Source organism: Paraburkholderia sp. CNPSo 3272 (genome assembly GCF_024206495.1).
In the GTDB taxonomy this organism is placed as follows: Bacteria; Pseudomonadota; Gammaproteobacteria; order Burkholderiales; family Burkholderiaceae; genus Paraburkholderia.
On record NZ_JAMBPQ010000058.1, the window covers coordinates 11,316 to 28,002 of the forward strand.

Sequence of the window (16,687 nt, forward strand, 5' to 3'; positions counted from 1 at the left end):
GTTGATCGAGTGAGATTTCTGCGTTGGGAACACCACATAAATGTTTGACTGGATGGGAGAGGCCAGCGCCTTACGAAGAGAGTGCGTGGCCTCTGTGAGCTACAGAGAATGTAGCCAATCGAGCAGCGATCTGTTCTTCTGCCATGACGGAAGCTTCGGAAGTGGTGTGTTGTCCATCACTTTTTCGAGAGCTTTCCGTTTCATTTCGAGATTTGCCCGAGCATAGATCTCCGTTGTCTTCACGTCGACGTGGCCCAGGAAGTCACGGATGATTTCGAGCGGGACACCACTCTGGAGCAGGTGCATTCCCTTCGTATGCCTCAAACTGTGAGGACTTACCGCCTGCGTGAAGTCAGGACGATCACGCTGCACAGACAGCACGTACTTGTGCAGGAGATAGCGCACGCCCGAGCGTGTCAACCGGGTACCATGTCGATTCTGGAAGAGCGGCCTGTCCGCGTTTTCGGGACGGTCGAGGTTATTGTCGCGTCGATACCCACGCAGCAGTTCGAGCGTCGCGTCCATGAGTGGCACCGCCCGTATTTTTCGTCCTTTTCCCGTGAGCCGAACCTGTGATGGCGGATCCATGCGTACGTCGCCGGCGTTCAGGTCAATCAGTTCCTGAACTCGGGCACCAGTGTCGTAGAGTACGCTCAGCATCACAGCATCTCTGCGACCATCGGACGTCCTTAGGTCCGGCTTTGCGAGAACCTGCGCGAGGTATTCCCGCGATAGGTAACCGACACTAGGGCGTGGATGCTTCCGCAGTGGAATGGCTAGAATCTGCTGACTTTGCAGAAGGTGCTCTGGTACCTCCGACTGTACGTAACGGAAGAACGCATGCAATATCGCGAGACGATGATTCCGCGTGCTGACGGAAACGCAACGTTCGCTTTCCAGATGGTCCAGGAACGCCTCCACGAGAGGCGCGTCTATCTGTGTCAGAGACAGACGCTCAAGAGCGATACATCGCACATCCCGACAGAATCGCAGCAGCAGCGTGAACACATCGCGATAGGCTTTGATCGTATTGGAACTCAAATTGCGCTGTCCGGCCAGATGCTGTGTAAGGAAGTTCGTTAAGAGTATTGAGAAATCCGTTGGTTTCATGACGCGCTCCCCCGCGGGATGACATTGCCGAAAGCGGCATTGGTACGCATCGCGATCTCCGGCAGCAGTTCCGCGATCAGGTGTAGATAACGCTGCGTTCCGGCGAGGGAGCGATGGCCCATATAGGTCGCCAGCACAGGAAGCTTCGCATCGAGGTCAGCTCCCTGCCTGCACCAGCGCAGCAAGGTATGCGTGGCGAAGGCGTGACGGAGATCATGTACGCGCGGCCCTTTGCCTCTACCGGCGTGCGTGATCTCGCAGCGCATCAGCAGCTCCCTGTACATCTCGTAGACTGCTTCCGGACTCCACGGGCCACCCGATGGCGATGGGAAGAAATACCCGTCTGACGGGCGATTTCCCATGAATGCCGCATACGTTCGAAGGCGCTGTACCAAAGTCAACGCAGGCGGCACGAGGCGGTCCTTGCCGAATTTGGCATCACGCACCGTGAGGATTCCCCGGTCAAGATCGACATCGATCACGCGCAGGCGCAGCACTTCGCCAACTCTCATGCCGCAACCATAAAGCAACCGGAATACTTCCGGCATGATGATATGGCGCAGCGGAGCTTTTGCGGTCGGTGCAATCTCGTCAACTGCTTCGAACAGTCGGCGAATCTCGTCATGAGTCAGTATGCGCGGTGAGAAACTGTTGGCACGCCTTGCGCCAAACGAGCGCTCCGGCACATAGGCGGGGTATCCTGACCGGCAAAGGTAAATGGCGAACTGCCGAACGGCTCCTATGCGATTGCGGTGTGTCGACACGCTTTCGTGAGGTTGCTTCGCAAGCCACTTGCGGCTGACTGAGCGCGGCAACTCGCAATTTTCTAACGCCTCGTCGCACAGGAAACGATCAAATCGCAATAGCACTCGAGCCGCCTCGTCATAGCGGTAACCACATGCCTTTTTCTCCTGGATGAACCGTTCCAGGAGCGAGCCGACGGAACTGTAGTAATGCCCTGTAAATTCTCTAGTCGACATGACGCGTCTCCTCAGTGTCAAGCGCGGCAGAGCGCAAGGTTTCCACGTCGGTCTTGGCGTAGATCAGTGTTGCCTTCGTCGTTGTATGGCCGAGGATCTCGCTAATGACATGAAACGGCGTCTGCTCACGAAGCAGTTCGGTTGCGAGTGTGTGACGTAACGAATGCAAGCCTTGACGTTGCGGCGCCCTGAAGTGAATGCCGGCGAGTTCCTTCCAATGCTTGACGATGTAATACAGGCTTGTGCTCTCCCGGAATGGCAGGAATGGCGGCGTCAATGTGAGGAACACTTCACGGTACGCCGACTGAGGACGATCCGATCTTAGATAGTCAATCAGGGCTTGGCCAATCTCTTCGGTAAGTGGCAGACAAAGCGGTGCTAAGGTCTTTGACTGAGTGATCTCGATGGTGCACGCATCCCATTTCAGATCGTCAAGTCTCAATGCGCGGATATCTCCTGCTCGCAGTCCGAGGCGGCAGGCCAGCAAAAGGATTGCATAGTCACGTCTACCTTTCGGGGATGTACGATCGACAACGTCGAGTAACCTGACAACAAGCTCCTGATCCCAGACCGATGGAATAGCCGCATCGTGAGGAACGTGTATTGTCGGCAGCTGTTGGCTCAGATCTAGATGCAGGATTCCTCTCATCAGGAGAAATCGCAGAAAACTGCGCAAATTCGATAAGATCGACGAAACCGTTTTTGCTTTCAGGCAGTATCGAGAAATGACAAATGCAGAGACATCGACGGCCTGCATTTGCCCGAAAGATGCGATGTCTCTTGTTCCAAGGAAGTCCGCAAATACGGCGATCTGCGGCAACCGTCTGCGGAGAGTCGACAGCCGGAATCGGACGTGATCACGGCAGTAAGTTTCATAGTCACGAATGGGCTCCCTCATGCGTACCGGGACCTGGAGCTGCCGCGTGTCGGTAAGAGAACGCTCAAGGTACCCATCGCGCGCGAAGTCTGCCAGAACCTTGAGCGCAATCGGGAGATGTCGTCGCCACCCGTCGCCTCGCTCCAGGTTTTCTTCCTCGCGGAGCTGATACGCGTCGGAAAACTGCTTCGCTGAACCCTGCGAGTATTCATCGCTCAGGCTGTTCGCACAACAGAACGCTGCGAGATGTCGCCAAACTGTCCGATAGCGTCGTAACGCTCGTTCACCGTAGTGAAGCCTCTCCAGTTCGCCCACGGCACCGGCAACGAGCTGCTGCAATGGCAATGGTCGTGAAACGTGATGAGTAGACTGCTTCATGATCGAGCTCCTCACAAAAGGCGATCCTGAAGTGAAGACCGCCAAGGCTCCCATCATGAAACTTTATGTGCTGAAGACCGGCGGCACGCTTCCGCGCAGAAGGCATTCGTCCAACTTACTCTCCATAAGGACCAACTGTGCACAACGTCCGAAATGTGCTGCAGCACATTTCGGACGCGTGAGGCGCGACCTGTTCAGCGACGACGCAAACGCCGGATACCTCGAAGATGCCGAACTGTTGCACCGGCTCGCATCGGAACGGCTGATCGAGCTTACCCAGGCGGTCGGAAACGAAGGCTGGCAATGGATCGAGACCAGGACGCAATATCCGCCAATGGAAATCCTGCGTTGTGGCCGCATTGGCTCGACCACCCGCAAGCCGACGAAGGACGAGAAAGCCGAACTGGCCGCGCTCACCGCAACGAACGACGCCGCTCAGGCCGCGCTAAACGCGTACTACGACGAGGACGGTGAGCCGGACGAGGAACGGGGCGAGCGTCTGGAGGCTGAGGCCACGGCGGCGACGTTTTCCGTGGATCAGTACGCGGTGCGCTTCGAGGCGTTCGACCCGGAAGAGATGAAGCAGGCAGGCGCATATGTCTATCTCGATGACGATGGCCGGGTCTGTATTGAGCGCGGGCTGGTGCGACGCGAGGAGGCACCGACTGCGCAGGTACGCGCAACGCACGCGGTGAGCGCAGGTGCGGCGCGCGCACCGAAGGAGCGTCCGTTGCACGGAGAGAAGCTGTGCAAACGATTGACCGCGCACCGTACCGCCGCCGTCCAGATCGAGCTTGCGCAGCAACCGACCGTAGCCCTTGCTGTGCTGATGCAGCGCATGATTCCGGTCGTTTTCGATGATGTGTATGGGCGCGCGTATTTGGACTACGCGATCAGGATCGACGTGCACACGACGCGCGAGGCGCTGGTATCGAATGCCGACGACATGGGCGAGAGCGTGGCCTGGAAGGCACTGGAAGGCGAACGCGAGAAGTGGTCGCGCATGCTGCCCAGGCGCGCAGCAGACCTGCTGCCATGGCTGCTGGAACAGGGCGAGGACGTGCTGTCGAATCTCTTCGCGTTCTGCGTGGCGGCGACGGTGGACGGTATCAGCGGCGCAGACCGCCCGCACGCGGTGAACGAGATCTCGAACACGCTTGCGGTGGATCTTTCGCGCTACTGGAAGCCGACGCGCTCCGGGTATTTCGAACACGTGGCGAAAGACCGGATTGCTGCCGTTGTGGGCGAAAGCGTATCGCCCCAGGCGGCAAGCGAAGTGCGCGGCATGAAGAAGGACGCCGCAGCGACGACGGCGGAACTTCGCATGACGGACTCGGGCTGGCTGCCGGAAGTGCTGCGTAACCGGAAGGTACCGGAGCGCGTCACGTACGGCTACCACGAGGACGACGAGGGGGAAGATGACGAAAACGGCGACGCCGCCGCCGCAGCGGACGAAGTTTCCGAAGCGCAGGCGTCGCCTGGGGAGAAGGAAGTCGAGCCGTACTGAGCGCGCATTGCGCGCATTCGAACAGTCCACACGAAGCCGTCTGGATGGAAGTCCGGGCGGCTTTTCATTGCACGCGCGAATGCAGGTTCAAATTACTGGCGCTCATGCCGGTTTGTCTTTTTCGGGGGGCACCGGGTCGAACGGGTTGGGCCAGTACTGTTTGACCTTGGCGTCTGCGCGCGCTATGCGTTGTTCGTGCGTCAACAGGTGTTTCTGTTCAAGCGTCAGTTCTGCGGTGAGCCAGTCGTCGGGCAGCTTTGCACCGACAGGCGCGATCTTGGGGCGTTCGCGCACGGCGGGGCGCGCAGCCGCAGCGGCCGGGGCCTCGCCAGCGTCACTGTCTGGCACACCACGTTCGGTTGCTACCGGGTTAGCCGCCTGCCTTGGCACGTCTGCGGGAGCGCGGCTGACTGCCGGGCCAGTTTCCGCCTGTGACGCGCGCGTGAGGCGGGACACGATGCCCCGTTCGCGCCGGATTCTTTTGAGGGTCAGAGCAAAGGTCTGATAGGTGAAGACGAGTCCGGTGGCGGCGAGTTCCTGGATGATCGCGGCGTACCGGACGCCCGAGCGAATGGCACGTTCAACGCTCTCGAACACGTCGCGAAGCTGGGCGGTCTTGGACCGGCCATCGGACGAAGCCGCGAGGGCGTCGAGGCGTTGCGCGCGTTGTACCGCAATCAGGGCGTCCATTTTGAGCGCTCACGTCAGGGGGAACGGACACAGTATGCCGCGAATGATCGAAAGGTGCATCCTATCTGTTAGGTATGCGATCTTTCATGATCCGCAGGCCGTCCAGAAATGATTGAGCGTCGATTCATTATGATCCATGCGTGATCTATCGACCGGCGCTTGGCTGCGGGGCGAGGCACGACGTATATGTAGACGGAAATGCTGACGCATTTCCGTCTACATATACCGTGCTCCAAGGGGATACCCCTTGGAGAACCCGGCGGCCGCCGCCGACGAGCGTGCCCGTGTCGCTTTGCAGACAGACCGGCGGCACGTGCGTCTGGATGCAGCAGCAGTTTTGCACCGAAGGAATTGCGTGCGCATCTCCGCAAAGGCGTCGGTGCGCGCGATGCCCGTGAGCGCGAAACTGGCTTGCTCGCAGCTATGCACCTCGGGTTTTTTCATGCGCTGGCGGCGACGGGACCTTGGCAATGGCAGTACATTCTCAGCATTGTTCCTGGGGAATTCGATGAAACTCACATCTGCAAGAATGCTTGAGATCATGGAGTCGAGCCGCGAGTACCTGGCGGGCGAGCTGGCCAGGCGATTCGATACGTCGATGGCGCAGATCAACGACATGCTTTGCACTCTTGCCGAAGAAGGTCTTGTGCGACATGAGCAGTCATTCATCACGCATCGTCCGCCTTGAACGGCTGTCGTTCGCGCCTCGGCCACCGACACCGCTTGTATCAGACACGGCTACACGGGCACCTGTATCCACCCCACCGTTCGCCCGCCAGATGCATGGCTGGTCGCGGAACTGCGAGGCGTCGCTCCTGGGCGTGCACAGCTTCGCGATGCCCGTCCGACCTTCACGCTGAGCGCAGCATGGAACTTGTCGAGCGGGATCACCCCGGGACGGTGAGGCGACATCTGGGTGCTGAAGAAGCCGCAGCTGTGCGGCGGTTCTGTGGCGACGGACAGCAAGTGCGGCCTGGGGACGTCAGACTCGTGGAAGCGGTGCTCGAAGAGATGCACGACGGACGACATGTGCGTCTGTGGCTCGAGTGCGACTGCGTCAGGCTAGCCGGTGGCCGCCCGCGGTTGACCGCCCGGGTACGTGAAGACGGTCCGCGTCATTTCGTGCGCATGCACCAGTACGGCGAGCACCACTGCGCGCTGGCGTCGTTCCGGCAGACACCTGAGCCGGAAAACGTTGGGCCAGACGAGGATTGCGCGCGGCCAGGCCAGCACAATCCGCTCAGACCGGTGGCCGACGCGCTTGATTATCTGGACGATCTGCACGAAGGCTCGGCACGACCGGGTGGCTCGACTGGATCAGAGGGCGGCGTGGGCGAGCGGGGCCGCCGCCTGCCGCGGCTCGGACGCATTCTGCACACGCTTCTTGAGGACGCCGACTTCGCACGGCTGCACGTCGACGCGTTGAATGACAAATCCAGATCGTGGGAACGGCTTGAGGCATATGCAGCGGATCAGGCGCTGAGCCCGCAGCTATCGCTCTCGCAGATACTCTATTTCAAGCCGTGGACGCCTCTTAACGAGAAGATGACAGCGGTCGACGCCATGGCATGGCCGAAAAGGAAGGCACGCAGTGCGCTCCTGCTGTTCGTCGCCGACGAGCTTCGCGCGGGCGCTGCAATCAAGAAAACGAGCATGGGAGAGTGTATTCTTCGCCCGGAAAAGGGTATTCGCGCCGGAGGCCGCGATCAGCGACTGACGCAGCCACCTTACTGGGTGCTCGGCGTGGTCGACCGCGATCGCGACGGCAACGCGCGCGTTCGGGAAGCGTTCGCGCAGCAGGCGTATTCGTTTGCGCGTCCCGTACCTCTGGACAGCCGGTATGAGCGCGTCACGCTGAAATTGCTGTTCGACGTCATGGCGTGGGTCAAAAAGCACGGCGTTGAGGTGACGCTCTGGAAGCCGCTCTTTGACCGGGAAGTGAGACAGACCGACGCGCCGAGCCAGTGGTGCCGACCCGACTTTGAACTGACGTTCCGATCGGTGGCAGCCGCTGGCGTTGCGGCACGGCCGCACCGTGTCATCATCGAGACGATGGGCGTCGACGATCCTGACTATCTCGAACGCAAGTTGCGGACTCAGGAAATCATGAAGCGTCGCGGCATCCTCATCGAGCATCGGGTCGCTGATGATGCCGCCCAGAAAGAACGGGACGACGCGTTCTTCCGCAGGGTCGCAGCAAAGATCCTGCATCTCGCCGGTGTATCGCAGACCAGGCCAGTCTGAACGATTCACGGAGCCCTGCTGCCACCTGATCTTCCTGATGGATGCTCCGCTTCCTGCCGGCGAGACTCACGCGCCATCACCAGCCCGACGCGGACCACGACACCTGGGTAGCGGCCATGGTGGGACCGTCACAGCTTGCCGACCATTGTGAATATCGCGGCGGGCATGCGCATCGGTTGACGGCTGCGGGGCGCCCATCACCGAATGCGCCTTTTTCAACATTACCAGGCCAAATGTCAAACCGCGATCCCGGCCCGATCCGCCGTCATGCAAGCGGTGGGCGGTTCGACGTAGTACGAAAGGGGACGGCGCCTGCGCGGTGGGCCTGGTGAGGCTCAAGAACGTCCGCGGGCGACGGAGTGGCGACGCGCCACTTCGCGCACACTGATACTGATTATCTTTTGTCGTCAAAAAGCGTCAACACGAGTGCCCGGAACAACTGATTGCCAGGCTCGTTGTGCTGGGACCTGTGCCAATGCTGTTTCAAATCAAAACTTGGCATCGTGTATGGCGATTCCACCGAAGTGATGTCTGCAAAGAAGCGAGCGGAGAAATTGTTCGATGATTTCCAGGCTTCTGCCATCGGCGCGCACCACGGCGTGTGGCAATGACTCAAATGCTTTTCGCAAAACGCCTTGCGTCAGTACGGGATGGCCGGAGTGGACGAGGCTAACGAACCCGTGGCGGAAGAGTCGCTGCCGGAAGATATCGGTGCCCTGCATCTCTCATCGGGCGTCGATGCCGGCGCGCGAGTGTCCCCGCGGTTCGGTGAGATTTTCTGCTTCTGCCGAAGCGCCCGTCCATCCAGAGTGATCCGGTGCATCGGCCATTGGCGTGTTGCCCGTTTCCTTCAGGCCGGCGATTGCTGCAAGCGATACGAGGGTCGCGCCGGATATCGCGGCAGAGATTGCAAGCGTGCTATGGGTCCACGCCACGAGCGCGGCGGCCAGAAAGGTGGCGGGGCCCGAAAACAACGCGGCCGAGAAGTGGTAACCAATGGAAAGACCGCTGTAGCGCACCGTCGTGTCGAACGCCTCGGAAAAGAAGCTGGCTTGTACGCTGTAAGTCGCGCCGTGTCCAATGGTGATCGCAAGAATCATGGCAATCGTGATGAGCACCGGCGAGCCGGTCTGCAGCAGCCAGAAGAATGGAAACGAAACGGCGCCGAGCCAGACCGCGCCAGCTGCATAGACCGGCTTTCTTCCGAAGCGGTCTGACATCATGCCGAAGAACGGCTGGGCGAAGACGTTGAGCGCCGCCGCGGCCATCACGGCGATAAGCGGTACATGAATCGGCACGCCGACTTCGTGGGTGAGATAAGACAGCGACCATGTCGAATAGATGTAGAAGCCGACGTTCAAGGCCGCCTGCGCGAGAATCACAAGTATGAGCGGGCGCCGGTAATTGCGCCAAAGCTGCACAAGTGGCGCACGCGTCGACTGCCGTGCTGCCTGGGCGCGATTGAACGCGGGCGTTTCCGCAATGTTGAGGCGGATGTAGAGGCCGACGGCGACCATGACCGCACTCAGCAAAAACGGCAGACGCCATCCCCACGCGAGAAACTGCGCTTGCGGCAATTGAGCGAACAGATAGAGTGATATCGTGCCGAGCAGCATGCCGAGAGGATTGCCCATTTGCGGAATCGCCGCGTACAGGCCACGCCGGTTGGCCGGCGCATATTCGATGGCCATGGTGGTCGCGCCTCCGTATTCGCCGCCCACGGCGAAGCCTTGCAGTACGCGCAGGAACACCAGCGCGAGCGGCGCCGCGATGCCGATCGAGGCGTAGGTCGGCAGCAGGCCAATCAGAAACGTGCCGATGCCCATCACGAGAATCGATACCGCGAGCATGCTCTTGCGCCCGAAGCGGTCGCCGAAATGGCCGAATATTGCCGCGCCCACCGGCCGCACGACGAGCGTGATGCCGAACACCGCAAACACGGCCATCGAGCCCGCAACCTGCGAGAAGTTGGGGAAAAACAGCTTTTCGAACACGAGCGCCGAGGCCGTTCCGTAAAGGAAATAGTCGTACCACTCCGTTGCCGTGCCGATCATCGTGGCAAGCGCCACCTTGACCGCCGGCTTGGTGCGGGCGTTGTCGTACATGGTGTCTCCTCCTGTTTCTAATCGGGGTTGCCTCGCCACTGTAGGTGCGCGCAGGGGCGCCCGCGATAGGGACGCGTCGAACGGCGCATTAGAAAAATCCGAATAAAGCGCACGCAGCGAGTCGGCCCGGCGCCTGCCTGGAAGCGCGCACCAGGATTTTCAAAAGTCCCTTTCGCTTTGCATGCCTGTACGCCGCAAGGCGGCGCACGCGATCATCGTCGCCAACGTGGAGGCATGGACGTGAACAAGTGTGACGTGATCATTGTGGGCGGTGGCAATGCGGCGTTGTGTGCAGCGTTGTCGGCGCGCGAAGCGGGCGCGCGGGTACTGTTGCTCGAACGCGCGCCATTGGAGCGGCGGGGCGGAAATTCCGCCTTCACGGGCGGTGCTTTTCGCATTGCCTATGACGGCGTGGACGATCTGCGCGAACTCATTCCGGATCTTCAGGATGTCGAACTTGATAGCGCGGATTTCGGGCAATACCCCGCCACGCAGTTCTTCGAGGAAGCGGTGTCCATGAGCGGCTATCGTGCCGACAGCGAGGTGCTGGAGCACGTGGTCGACGAGAGCCTCGCGACGATGAAATGGCTGCGCCAAAACGGCGTGCGGTTCGCCCCCATCTACGGACGGCAGTCGTTTCAGGTCGACGGTAAGCATCGCTTCTGGGGCGGTCTGACCGTCGAGGTCTCGGGCGGCGGTTACGCGTTGGTCGAGACGCTCTTTGCGCGCGCGGAAGCAGCCGGCGTGGAGGTGCACTACGAGACGCGCGCCACGAGCCTCGTGCGCGAGGACGACGGCTGGGTGGTGGGCGTGCGCACGCGCGATGGCGCGCAGCAACTGCGGGCCTGCGCCGTGGTGCTCGCAACGGGGGGCTTCCATGCCAATCTCGCATGGCGTGCGCAATATCTCGGACACAACTGGGATCTCGCGCGGGTACGCGGTTCGCGCTACAACACGGGCGACGGCATCGACATGGCGCTGCGTGCGGGCGCTGTCGCACACGGGAACTGGACCGGCTGCCACGCGGTGTTCTACGACCTCAATGCACCCGCGTTCGGCGACATCGACTTGCTCAACCAGCAAAAGAACTATTTCACGCTCGGCATCGTCGTGAACGCGCGGGGCCGGCGCTTCGTCGACGAAGGGCGAGACTTCCGCAACTACACCTATTCGGGCATGGGCGAGCAGGTGCTCGCGCAACCGGGCGCAGTGGCCTGGCAGGTGTTCGACGCGCGGACACACGGCCTGCTCCCCGACGAATATCGCGTGAAGCACGCCACGCGCATGACCGCGAACACGCTCGAAGAACTGGCTGCGAAGATGGAAGGTATCGACACAGCCGCGTTTCTCGACACGGTGCGCACATTCAACGCGGCGATCGACGACACCGTTGCGTTCAACCCCGCCGAACGCGACGGCCGCTGCACGCAGGGCATCGAGCCGCCTAAATCGAACTGGGCGACGGCGCTCGAAACCGCACCGTTCTTCGCGTATGCCGTGACCTGCGGCATCACCTTCACCTACGGCGGCGTGAAGGTCAACGTGGAAGGGCAGGTGCTGGACGAAAACGACACACCGTTGCCGGCGCTTTATGCCGCGGGCGAAATGGTCGGCGGCCTCTATTACGTGAAATACGCCGGTGGCATCGGGCTCACGGCCGGGTCGGTCGTGGGCCGGGCGGCGGGCGTCCATGCCGCGCGCGCGAGCCTGCGCGCCAACGGCTGATTCAAAGGGAGAGAAGACGATGCGGGAACTGGAAGGCAAGGTAGCGCTCGTGACAGGCGGCGCCGGCGCCATTGGCGCAGCGGTAGTTCACGCTCTTGCAAGTGCGGGCGCGACCGTGGTGAGCGCCGACAAGGTGGCGCCCTCGGTGCAGGGCGCGCAGGCGGGCGTTCACGCGGCGGCGGTGGACGTTACCGCGCGCGACGAAGTCGCACGTCTCGTAGCCGGGATCGTCCAGCGTCACGGCGCCCTCGACGTGCTCGTGAACGCCGCGGGAGTGGTGTCGTTCGGCAGCGCGGCCACGCTCGAAGAAGCCGAATGGGACCGAGTGCTCGACATCAATCTCAAGGGCGTGTTTCTCGCGTGCCAGGCGGCAATTGGACCGATGAAGGCGAACAGCTTCGGCCGCATCGTCAACATCGGCTCGGTGGTGGGCAAGAACGCGGGCAACGCGCGTCCGTGGCTCGACGCGGGAGAGCAGGCGCGCGCGGGTAATGTCGCCTATGGGGCATCGAAGGCCGGCGCGCACATGCTGACGCTCTTTCTGGCGAAGGAACTCGCCGCGTACGGCGTGACGGTGAATGCGGTCGCGCCAGGTCCGATCGCCACAGCAATGACCACCACATTTCCTGACGCGTTGCGCGCGCTGATCCCCGCGGGCCGGATGGGCACGCCCGCCGACGTGGCGCGCGCCGTGCTGTTCCTTTGCGCACCAGAAAACGGATTCGTGACGGGCGAAATACTCGACGTCAACGGCGGAATGTATTGTGACTAACCAGGAGGAAACGGAAGTGGGCAAGACGATCTATCTCGTACTCGACATGCAAAACGATCTCGTTCACGCGGAAGGACCGAGCGGGAAAGGGCCGCTCGGCGCTCAGGTGCGCGAGCGCGAGACCCTCGCCCGCACTGTGCGCGTGCTACAGAAGGCGCGCGCGGCTGGTGCGCTGGTGGGCTTCGTGCGCGTGGGCTTCAGTTCGCACTATCAGGAGTGCCCGCGCCATTCGCCGATTTTCTCGGGTGCGCCGGCTGCGAGCCTCTTCAAGCTCGGCGAATGGGGCACGGAAATTCACCCCGATCTCGAAGTACGCAAAGAAGACCTGCAGATCGTCAAGCACCGCGTGAGCCCGTTTTATTCGACCACGCTCGAAGCCCAGTTGCGCGCCCAGGGCGTGACGCGCATCGTCTGCTCGGGCGTATCCACGCAGGCGGTCGTGCAGGCTACGGTGCGTGACGCGCATGACCGCGACTACGAGGTCGTCGTGCTCGAGGACTGCTGCGCGGCCCATTCGGCGCAGGAGCACGCCAATTCGATCGAGAGTATCCGGCGCTTCTGCCGCGTCGAGACTGCCGACAGCGTGTCCTTCGACTGACGCGCGCCACGAGACGGCCGAAGGCGGCACGTTCGGCCACCTTCGGTCCAGACCTACAGAAAACGCCACTATGAGCATTCGCATCTGGCATCAGAGTTTCACCGTCCTCGCCGATCTCGGTGCATACAGCGACGCGCTCGACGCGCACTTTCGCGCAATCGCGCGGCCCGATACGGAAATCGCGATGCACGGCATGGCGCCGGGCACGTATCGCACGAACTATCCGGGCGACGACATCAAATATGCATCGCTGCAGTATCTGCATGGCCTGCAGTTCCTCTCCGCAGGCGTGCGCGCAGAGCAGGAAGGCTTCGACGCTTACGCCATCAGCACGCTGCCCGAGCCCGCGCTGCGCGAAACGCGGGCGCTGCTAGACATCCCTGTGGTCGGTTACGGCGAGTCCGCCATGTTGCGTGCCTGCCAGTTGGGGCGCCGCTTCGGCGTGCTCGTGTTCATCGACGAGTTGGCCGAACTGGTGGCCGACAACGCGGTGCGGCACGGTCTCGCACAACGGTTCGCCGGTGCGAGTCATGTCGGCTTTCAGTTCGGCGACGTGCTCGAAGCGTTCGGCGAGCCTGCGCAGCTCATCGCGACCTTCGAGGAAAGCGCGCGGCGCCTCATCGCACAGGGCGCCGAAGTCATTATTCCGGGCGAGGCGCCCCTGAACGTGCTGCTCGCGCGCAACGGCGTGCGAGCAGTCGACGGCGTGCCGGTGGTCGATTCGCTGGCGGCCTGGGTCAAGGACGCCGAGGCGCAGGTCGATCTGCGCCGTGCCGGGGCACAGGGAGCCTGCCGGCGCGGCTACTTTTCGGGAAAGCCGGAGAAGGCACGCGTGCAGGAAATCCTCGCGTTTTACGGGCTCGACGCGCTGCACGCGAAATGAAACGGCACCGCCCATGCGTTAAAGCCTGAGCGGTGCACTTCAACGCACGCGCTGAACCGGAATGCGTTCGCGATGATCGGGACGGCTTTGCGGGCCGATTACCTCGAGCATGAAATCGCTGAAGGCCTTGAGTTTTGGCGAGACGAAGCTTGCTTTCGCCGAAACGAGGTGAAATGCGCGGCCGCCGTGATCCCAGGCGTTGAAGGCCGCGACGAGGCGGCCATCGGCAAGCTCCTGCCGCACGAAGATGTCCAGCACGCAGATGAGACCGGGGCCCCGGCATGCCGCGCTCACCAGCGCATCCGAACTATTGAACGAAAGGCGGCCTTCGGGCGAGACGAAGGTTTCCTCGCCTTCGCGCGCGAAAAGCCACGGCTGCGGCTCGGGCCGGCCCTCGGGAAGGAGGCCGAGGCATTGCGAAGGATCGAGGTCGGAGGGCGATTGCCCTTTCACGGCGTCGACGATATCGGGGCGTCCGCATACGACGTAGCTGGCCGTATAGAGCGGGCGCGCCACCAGCTCCGCGTCCTCGACGGCATCCATGCGGATCGCAAGATCGAGCCCGCGCTCGATCAGGGCATGCGGCTGGTTCGTCAGATTCACATTGACGCACAGGCCCGGATACTGCGCGAGAAACGAAGGCAGCGCCGGCAGCAACAGCGCATGACCGATCGCAATGGGGGCCTCGACATTGAGCGTGCCCCGCACTTCGGTTTGCGCTTGGGCGGCTTCCTGCTCGGCGACATGAACGCCTTCCAGCAGCACCTTGCAGCGGGAATGGAAGCGCTCACCGGCATCGGTGAGCCGCAGATGCCGCGTATTGCGCTGCAGGAGCGTGACGCCCAGATGCTTCTCCAGATTGCGCACGCACGAAGTCACTGTCGCATTCGCGAGATTCAGCGATTCGGCCGCGCGGGAAAAGCTGCCGCATTCCGTCACGCGAACAAATACTTCCATTGCCCAAAGTCTGTCCATGCTGCCTCATTGAATCGTTCTGGTGCCCGGTTGCTCATGATGTGTGGGCGCGCGCGCTGCGGCACGCATCCACGCGCGCAATGAGCGCCGGAATGAATGTATCCCAGTCGGCCACGATGCCGACGTCCGCTACGCGGAAGATATCCGCGTCTGCGTCGTTATTGATCGCCACGATGCGTGTCGTTGCGCTGACCCCCGCGAGATGCTGCGGCGTGCCCGAGATGCCGACCGCGAGATAGACCGAGGGGCTCACGAACTTGCCCGACTGGCCGACCTGATGCGTGACCGGCACCCAGCCCGCGTCGACGGCCGGCAGGCTGCCGCCGAGCGCCGCATCGAAGCGCGCGGCAAGCTGCGCGAGCAGCGCGAACCCTTCGGATCCCTGCATACCGCGGCCGCCGCTCACGACCACGTGCGCGGTTTCGACCGGCATGCGCGCGGCGTCGCCTGGCACCGTCACGATTTCGGCGTCGTCGTGCGGACCACTCGATGCTTCGCGCCATTCCAGCGCGGCCGGCTTAGCCTGCTGAACCGGCGCGGCGAGCGCGGCGGCGCTGCGCGAGGTGCGCAGCGCCGCGAACCACGGGCCGCTGGCGGCGCGCACGCGCACGGTGCTGCGTCCGCCGAATACGGTGCGATCGGCTTGCGCGCCGCCCGCTTCGAACGAGAGGTGTTGCACGCGGCCGAACGCGCAGCCGTCGAAGCCGGCGGCAAGCCGGGCAACGACTTCCTCGCCGAGCGAGCCAGCCGGTGCGCAGACGCAATCGGTGGCATCCATCGCGTGCATTTCGAGCGCACGCTGGAGCACCCGGGTGAAATCGACGGCCTGAACCGGCTCGCGCAAATCGGCGGCCACGATGCAAACGATAGCGCCGAGCGGCAGCCGTTGCAGCCGTTCGGCGAGCTCGGGGTTGGGCGTGCGCGTCACGCAGAGGGCGTGAACCTCGCGTGCATAGGGATGTGCCATGTCAAGCACGTCTTCGGCATGGCGCACGAGTTGCTGGGTGTCGTCGTGCTCGTCGAGCAACAACGCGATGAGGCGGGGAGCGGAAGTCGTAGTCACGTTGGGCATGCGCTATCAAGAAGTTCGAGAACGGCGTCGAGCTGGGCGTCGAGTCCGGCGGCGGCGCCGAGCGGCGCGCGCCGCTCGCGCTGCGCGCCCGTCGCAACGACGAACTGTGCCGGCGCGATGCGCGCAGTGACACTGCTTGCGTGCGCGACGGTTTCGATCGACAGCTTCTTCGCGAGCATCACGTTCTTCATGAGCGGATGACGCAAGCGGTTGCTGCGCGCATTGGTGAGCGTCACGACGCAGGCAGGAGGCACGCGAACGAGTTCGGTCACCTTGCTGCGCGTGCGCAGGGCCCGCAGCGTGCCATCGTCCTGCACTCGCAATTCTTCGGCCATCGTGACCAGCGGTACGCCCGCTTCACGTGCGAGCCACGCGCAAAACGTGCCGTCGTCGAGATCGCCGAACTCCCGGCCGGTAAGCCACAACGAGCCAGAGCCCGCCGCGCGCAGGCCCGCGGCCACTTCGCGGGCGCAGGCCGCGGGGTCCCATCGCACGGCATCGGGTATGTTCAAAAGCCCTACGTGCTCGGGCTTGTGCGCCGCAATCGCGCGCATCAGTCCAGGTGCGCCGGGGCCGTCCGGCATCCACACCGAGAGCGTGGCCTGCGGCAGCGACTCGCGCAGGCGCAGCGCCACTTCGAGCGCGGCTTCGTCAAACGGACTGAGCTTGCGCGCAATGCAGTCGAGCAGCGCGGGATCGTTGAGCCAGTCGCCCTGGGGTAGCGGCCACTTCGGGTCGAGCACGCCCGCGAGAATTACGCAGATCTGCATG

At 62.5% G+C, this 16,687-nt stretch carries 16 protein-coding genes; 7 read left to right on the top strand and 9 right to left on the bottom strand.

Annotated elements, in window-relative coordinates:
* Positions 1-99: 99 nt before the first annotated feature.
* The 3 genes from M3I53_RS35285 to M3I53_RS35295 are packed head-to-tail and all read right to left on the bottom strand — an operon-like array spanning position 100 to position 3,345.
* Positions 100-1,110 carry a site-specific integrase gene (locus M3I53_RS35285; RefSeq protein WP_254320403.1) on the bottom strand — a complete coding sequence of 337 codons (1,011 nt, stop codon included), beginning with the start codon at positions 1,108-1,110 and terminating at the stop codon, positions 100-102.
* Positions 1,107-2,090: a tyrosine-type recombinase/integrase gene (locus M3I53_RS35290; RefSeq protein WP_254320404.1), complete on the bottom strand. Its 984-nt coding sequence runs from the start codon at positions 2,088-2,090 to the stop codon at positions 1,107-1,109. Before M3I53_RS35290 ends, M3I53_RS35285 begins: the two co-directional genes overlap by 4 nt.
* Entirely contained in the window at positions 2,080-3,345 is a 1,266-nt protein-coding gene (locus M3I53_RS35295) for a site-specific integrase (RefSeq protein WP_254320405.1), read from the bottom strand. Before M3I53_RS35295 ends, M3I53_RS35290 begins: the two co-directional genes overlap by 11 nt.
* A 178-nt stretch (positions 3,346-3,523) precedes the next feature.
* Between M3I53_RS35295 and M3I53_RS35300 the strand changes: the two genes are divergently transcribed.
* Positions 3,524-4,852, top strand: a complete 1,329-nt coding sequence (locus M3I53_RS35300; RefSeq protein WP_254320406.1) for a hypothetical protein — start codon at positions 3,524-3,526, stop codon at positions 4,850-4,852.
* A 102-nt stretch (positions 4,853-4,954) separates the two neighbouring features.
* Here M3I53_RS35300 and M3I53_RS35305 read toward each other — a convergent pair whose 3' ends face one another.
* Positions 4,955-5,542 carry a hypothetical protein gene (locus tag M3I53_RS35305; protein WP_254320407.1) on the bottom strand — a complete coding sequence of 196 codons (588 nt, stop codon included), beginning with the start codon at positions 5,540-5,542 and terminating at the stop codon, positions 4,955-4,957.
* A 247-nt stretch (positions 5,543-5,789) separates the two neighbouring features.
* On the opposite strand from M3I53_RS35305, the gene M3I53_RS35310 reads away from it, so the two are divergent.
* Together M3I53_RS35310 and M3I53_RS35315 are read left to right on the top strand one after the other, a co-directional pair.
* Complete coding sequence (locus M3I53_RS35310) at positions 5,790-6,230, top strand: hypothetical protein (protein WP_254320408.1); 441 nt, start codon at positions 5,790-5,792, stop codon at positions 6,228-6,230.
* A gap of 179 nt (positions 6,231-6,409) precedes the next feature.
* On the top strand, positions 6,410-7,786 hold the full coding sequence (locus M3I53_RS35315) for a hypothetical protein (protein WP_254320409.1): 1,377 nt from the start codon (positions 6,410-6,412) through the stop codon (positions 7,784-7,786).
* Between the two features lie 488 nt (positions 7,787-8,274).
* On the opposite strand, the gene M3I53_RS35320 is transcribed toward M3I53_RS35315, so the two are convergent.
* Both M3I53_RS35320 and M3I53_RS35325 read right to left on the bottom strand, forming a co-directional pair.
* Positions 8,275-8,508 (bottom strand): hypothetical protein, encoded by a 234-nt coding sequence (locus M3I53_RS35320; RefSeq protein WP_254320410.1) that lies wholly within the window; start codon positions 8,506-8,508, stop codon positions 8,275-8,277.
* A 3-nt stretch (positions 8,509-8,511) separates the two neighbouring features.
* Positions 8,512-9,891 (bottom strand): MFS transporter, encoded by a 1,380-nt coding sequence (locus M3I53_RS35325; RefSeq protein ID WP_254320411.1) that lies wholly within the window; start codon positions 9,889-9,891, stop codon positions 8,512-8,514.
* A 240-nt stretch (positions 9,892-10,131) separates the two neighbouring features.
* On the opposite strand from M3I53_RS35325, the gene tcuA reads away from it, so the two are divergent.
* From tcuA to M3I53_RS35345, 4 genes are all read left to right on the top strand, one after another.
* Positions 10,132-11,616, top strand: coding sequence for an FAD-dependent tricarballylate dehydrogenase TcuA (gene tcuA, locus M3I53_RS35330; protein ID WP_254320412.1), 1,485 nt, complete (start codon positions 10,132-10,134; stop codon positions 11,614-11,616).
* A gap of 19 nt (positions 11,617-11,635) precedes the next feature.
* Entirely contained in the window at positions 11,636-12,388 is a 753-nt protein-coding gene (locus M3I53_RS35335) for an SDR family NAD(P)-dependent oxidoreductase (protein WP_254320413.1), read from the top strand.
* The gene (locus tag M3I53_RS35340; protein WP_254320414.1) at positions 12,381-12,986 is read left to right on the top strand and encodes an isochorismatase family cysteine hydrolase; all 606 of its coding nucleotides are present in this window, start codon (positions 12,381-12,383) and stop codon (positions 12,984-12,986) included. Before M3I53_RS35335 ends, M3I53_RS35340 begins: the two co-directional genes overlap by 8 nt.
* Before the next feature lie 70 nt (positions 12,987-13,056).
* The gene (locus M3I53_RS35345; RefSeq protein WP_254320415.1) at positions 13,057-13,869 is read left to right on the top strand and encodes an aspartate/glutamate racemase family protein; all 813 of its coding nucleotides are present in this window, start codon (positions 13,057-13,059) and stop codon (positions 13,867-13,869) included.
* A 39-nt stretch (positions 13,870-13,908) separates the two neighbouring features.
* Here the strand turns inward: M3I53_RS35345 and M3I53_RS35350 are convergent, their stop codons facing one another.
* From M3I53_RS35350 to M3I53_RS35360, 3 genes are read right to left on the bottom strand one after another with little or no spacing between them, the layout of a single operon-like run.
* Complete coding sequence (locus M3I53_RS35350; protein WP_254320416.1) at positions 13,909-14,844, bottom strand: LysR family transcriptional regulator; 936 nt, start codon at positions 14,842-14,844, stop codon at positions 13,909-13,911.
* 34 nt (positions 14,845-14,878) lie between these two features.
* Positions 14,879-15,916 carry an electron transfer flavoprotein subunit alpha/FixB family protein gene (locus M3I53_RS35355; protein WP_254320417.1) on the bottom strand — a complete coding sequence of 346 codons (1,038 nt, stop codon included), beginning with the start codon at positions 15,914-15,916 and terminating at the stop codon, positions 14,879-14,881.
* Positions 15,904-16,686: a hypothetical protein gene (locus M3I53_RS35360; RefSeq protein WP_254320418.1), complete on the bottom strand. Its 783-nt coding sequence runs from the start codon at positions 16,684-16,686 to the stop codon at positions 15,904-15,906. The genes M3I53_RS35355 and M3I53_RS35360 overlap by 13 nt, the downstream gene beginning before the upstream one ends.
* Position 16,687: the final 1 nt, after the last annotated feature.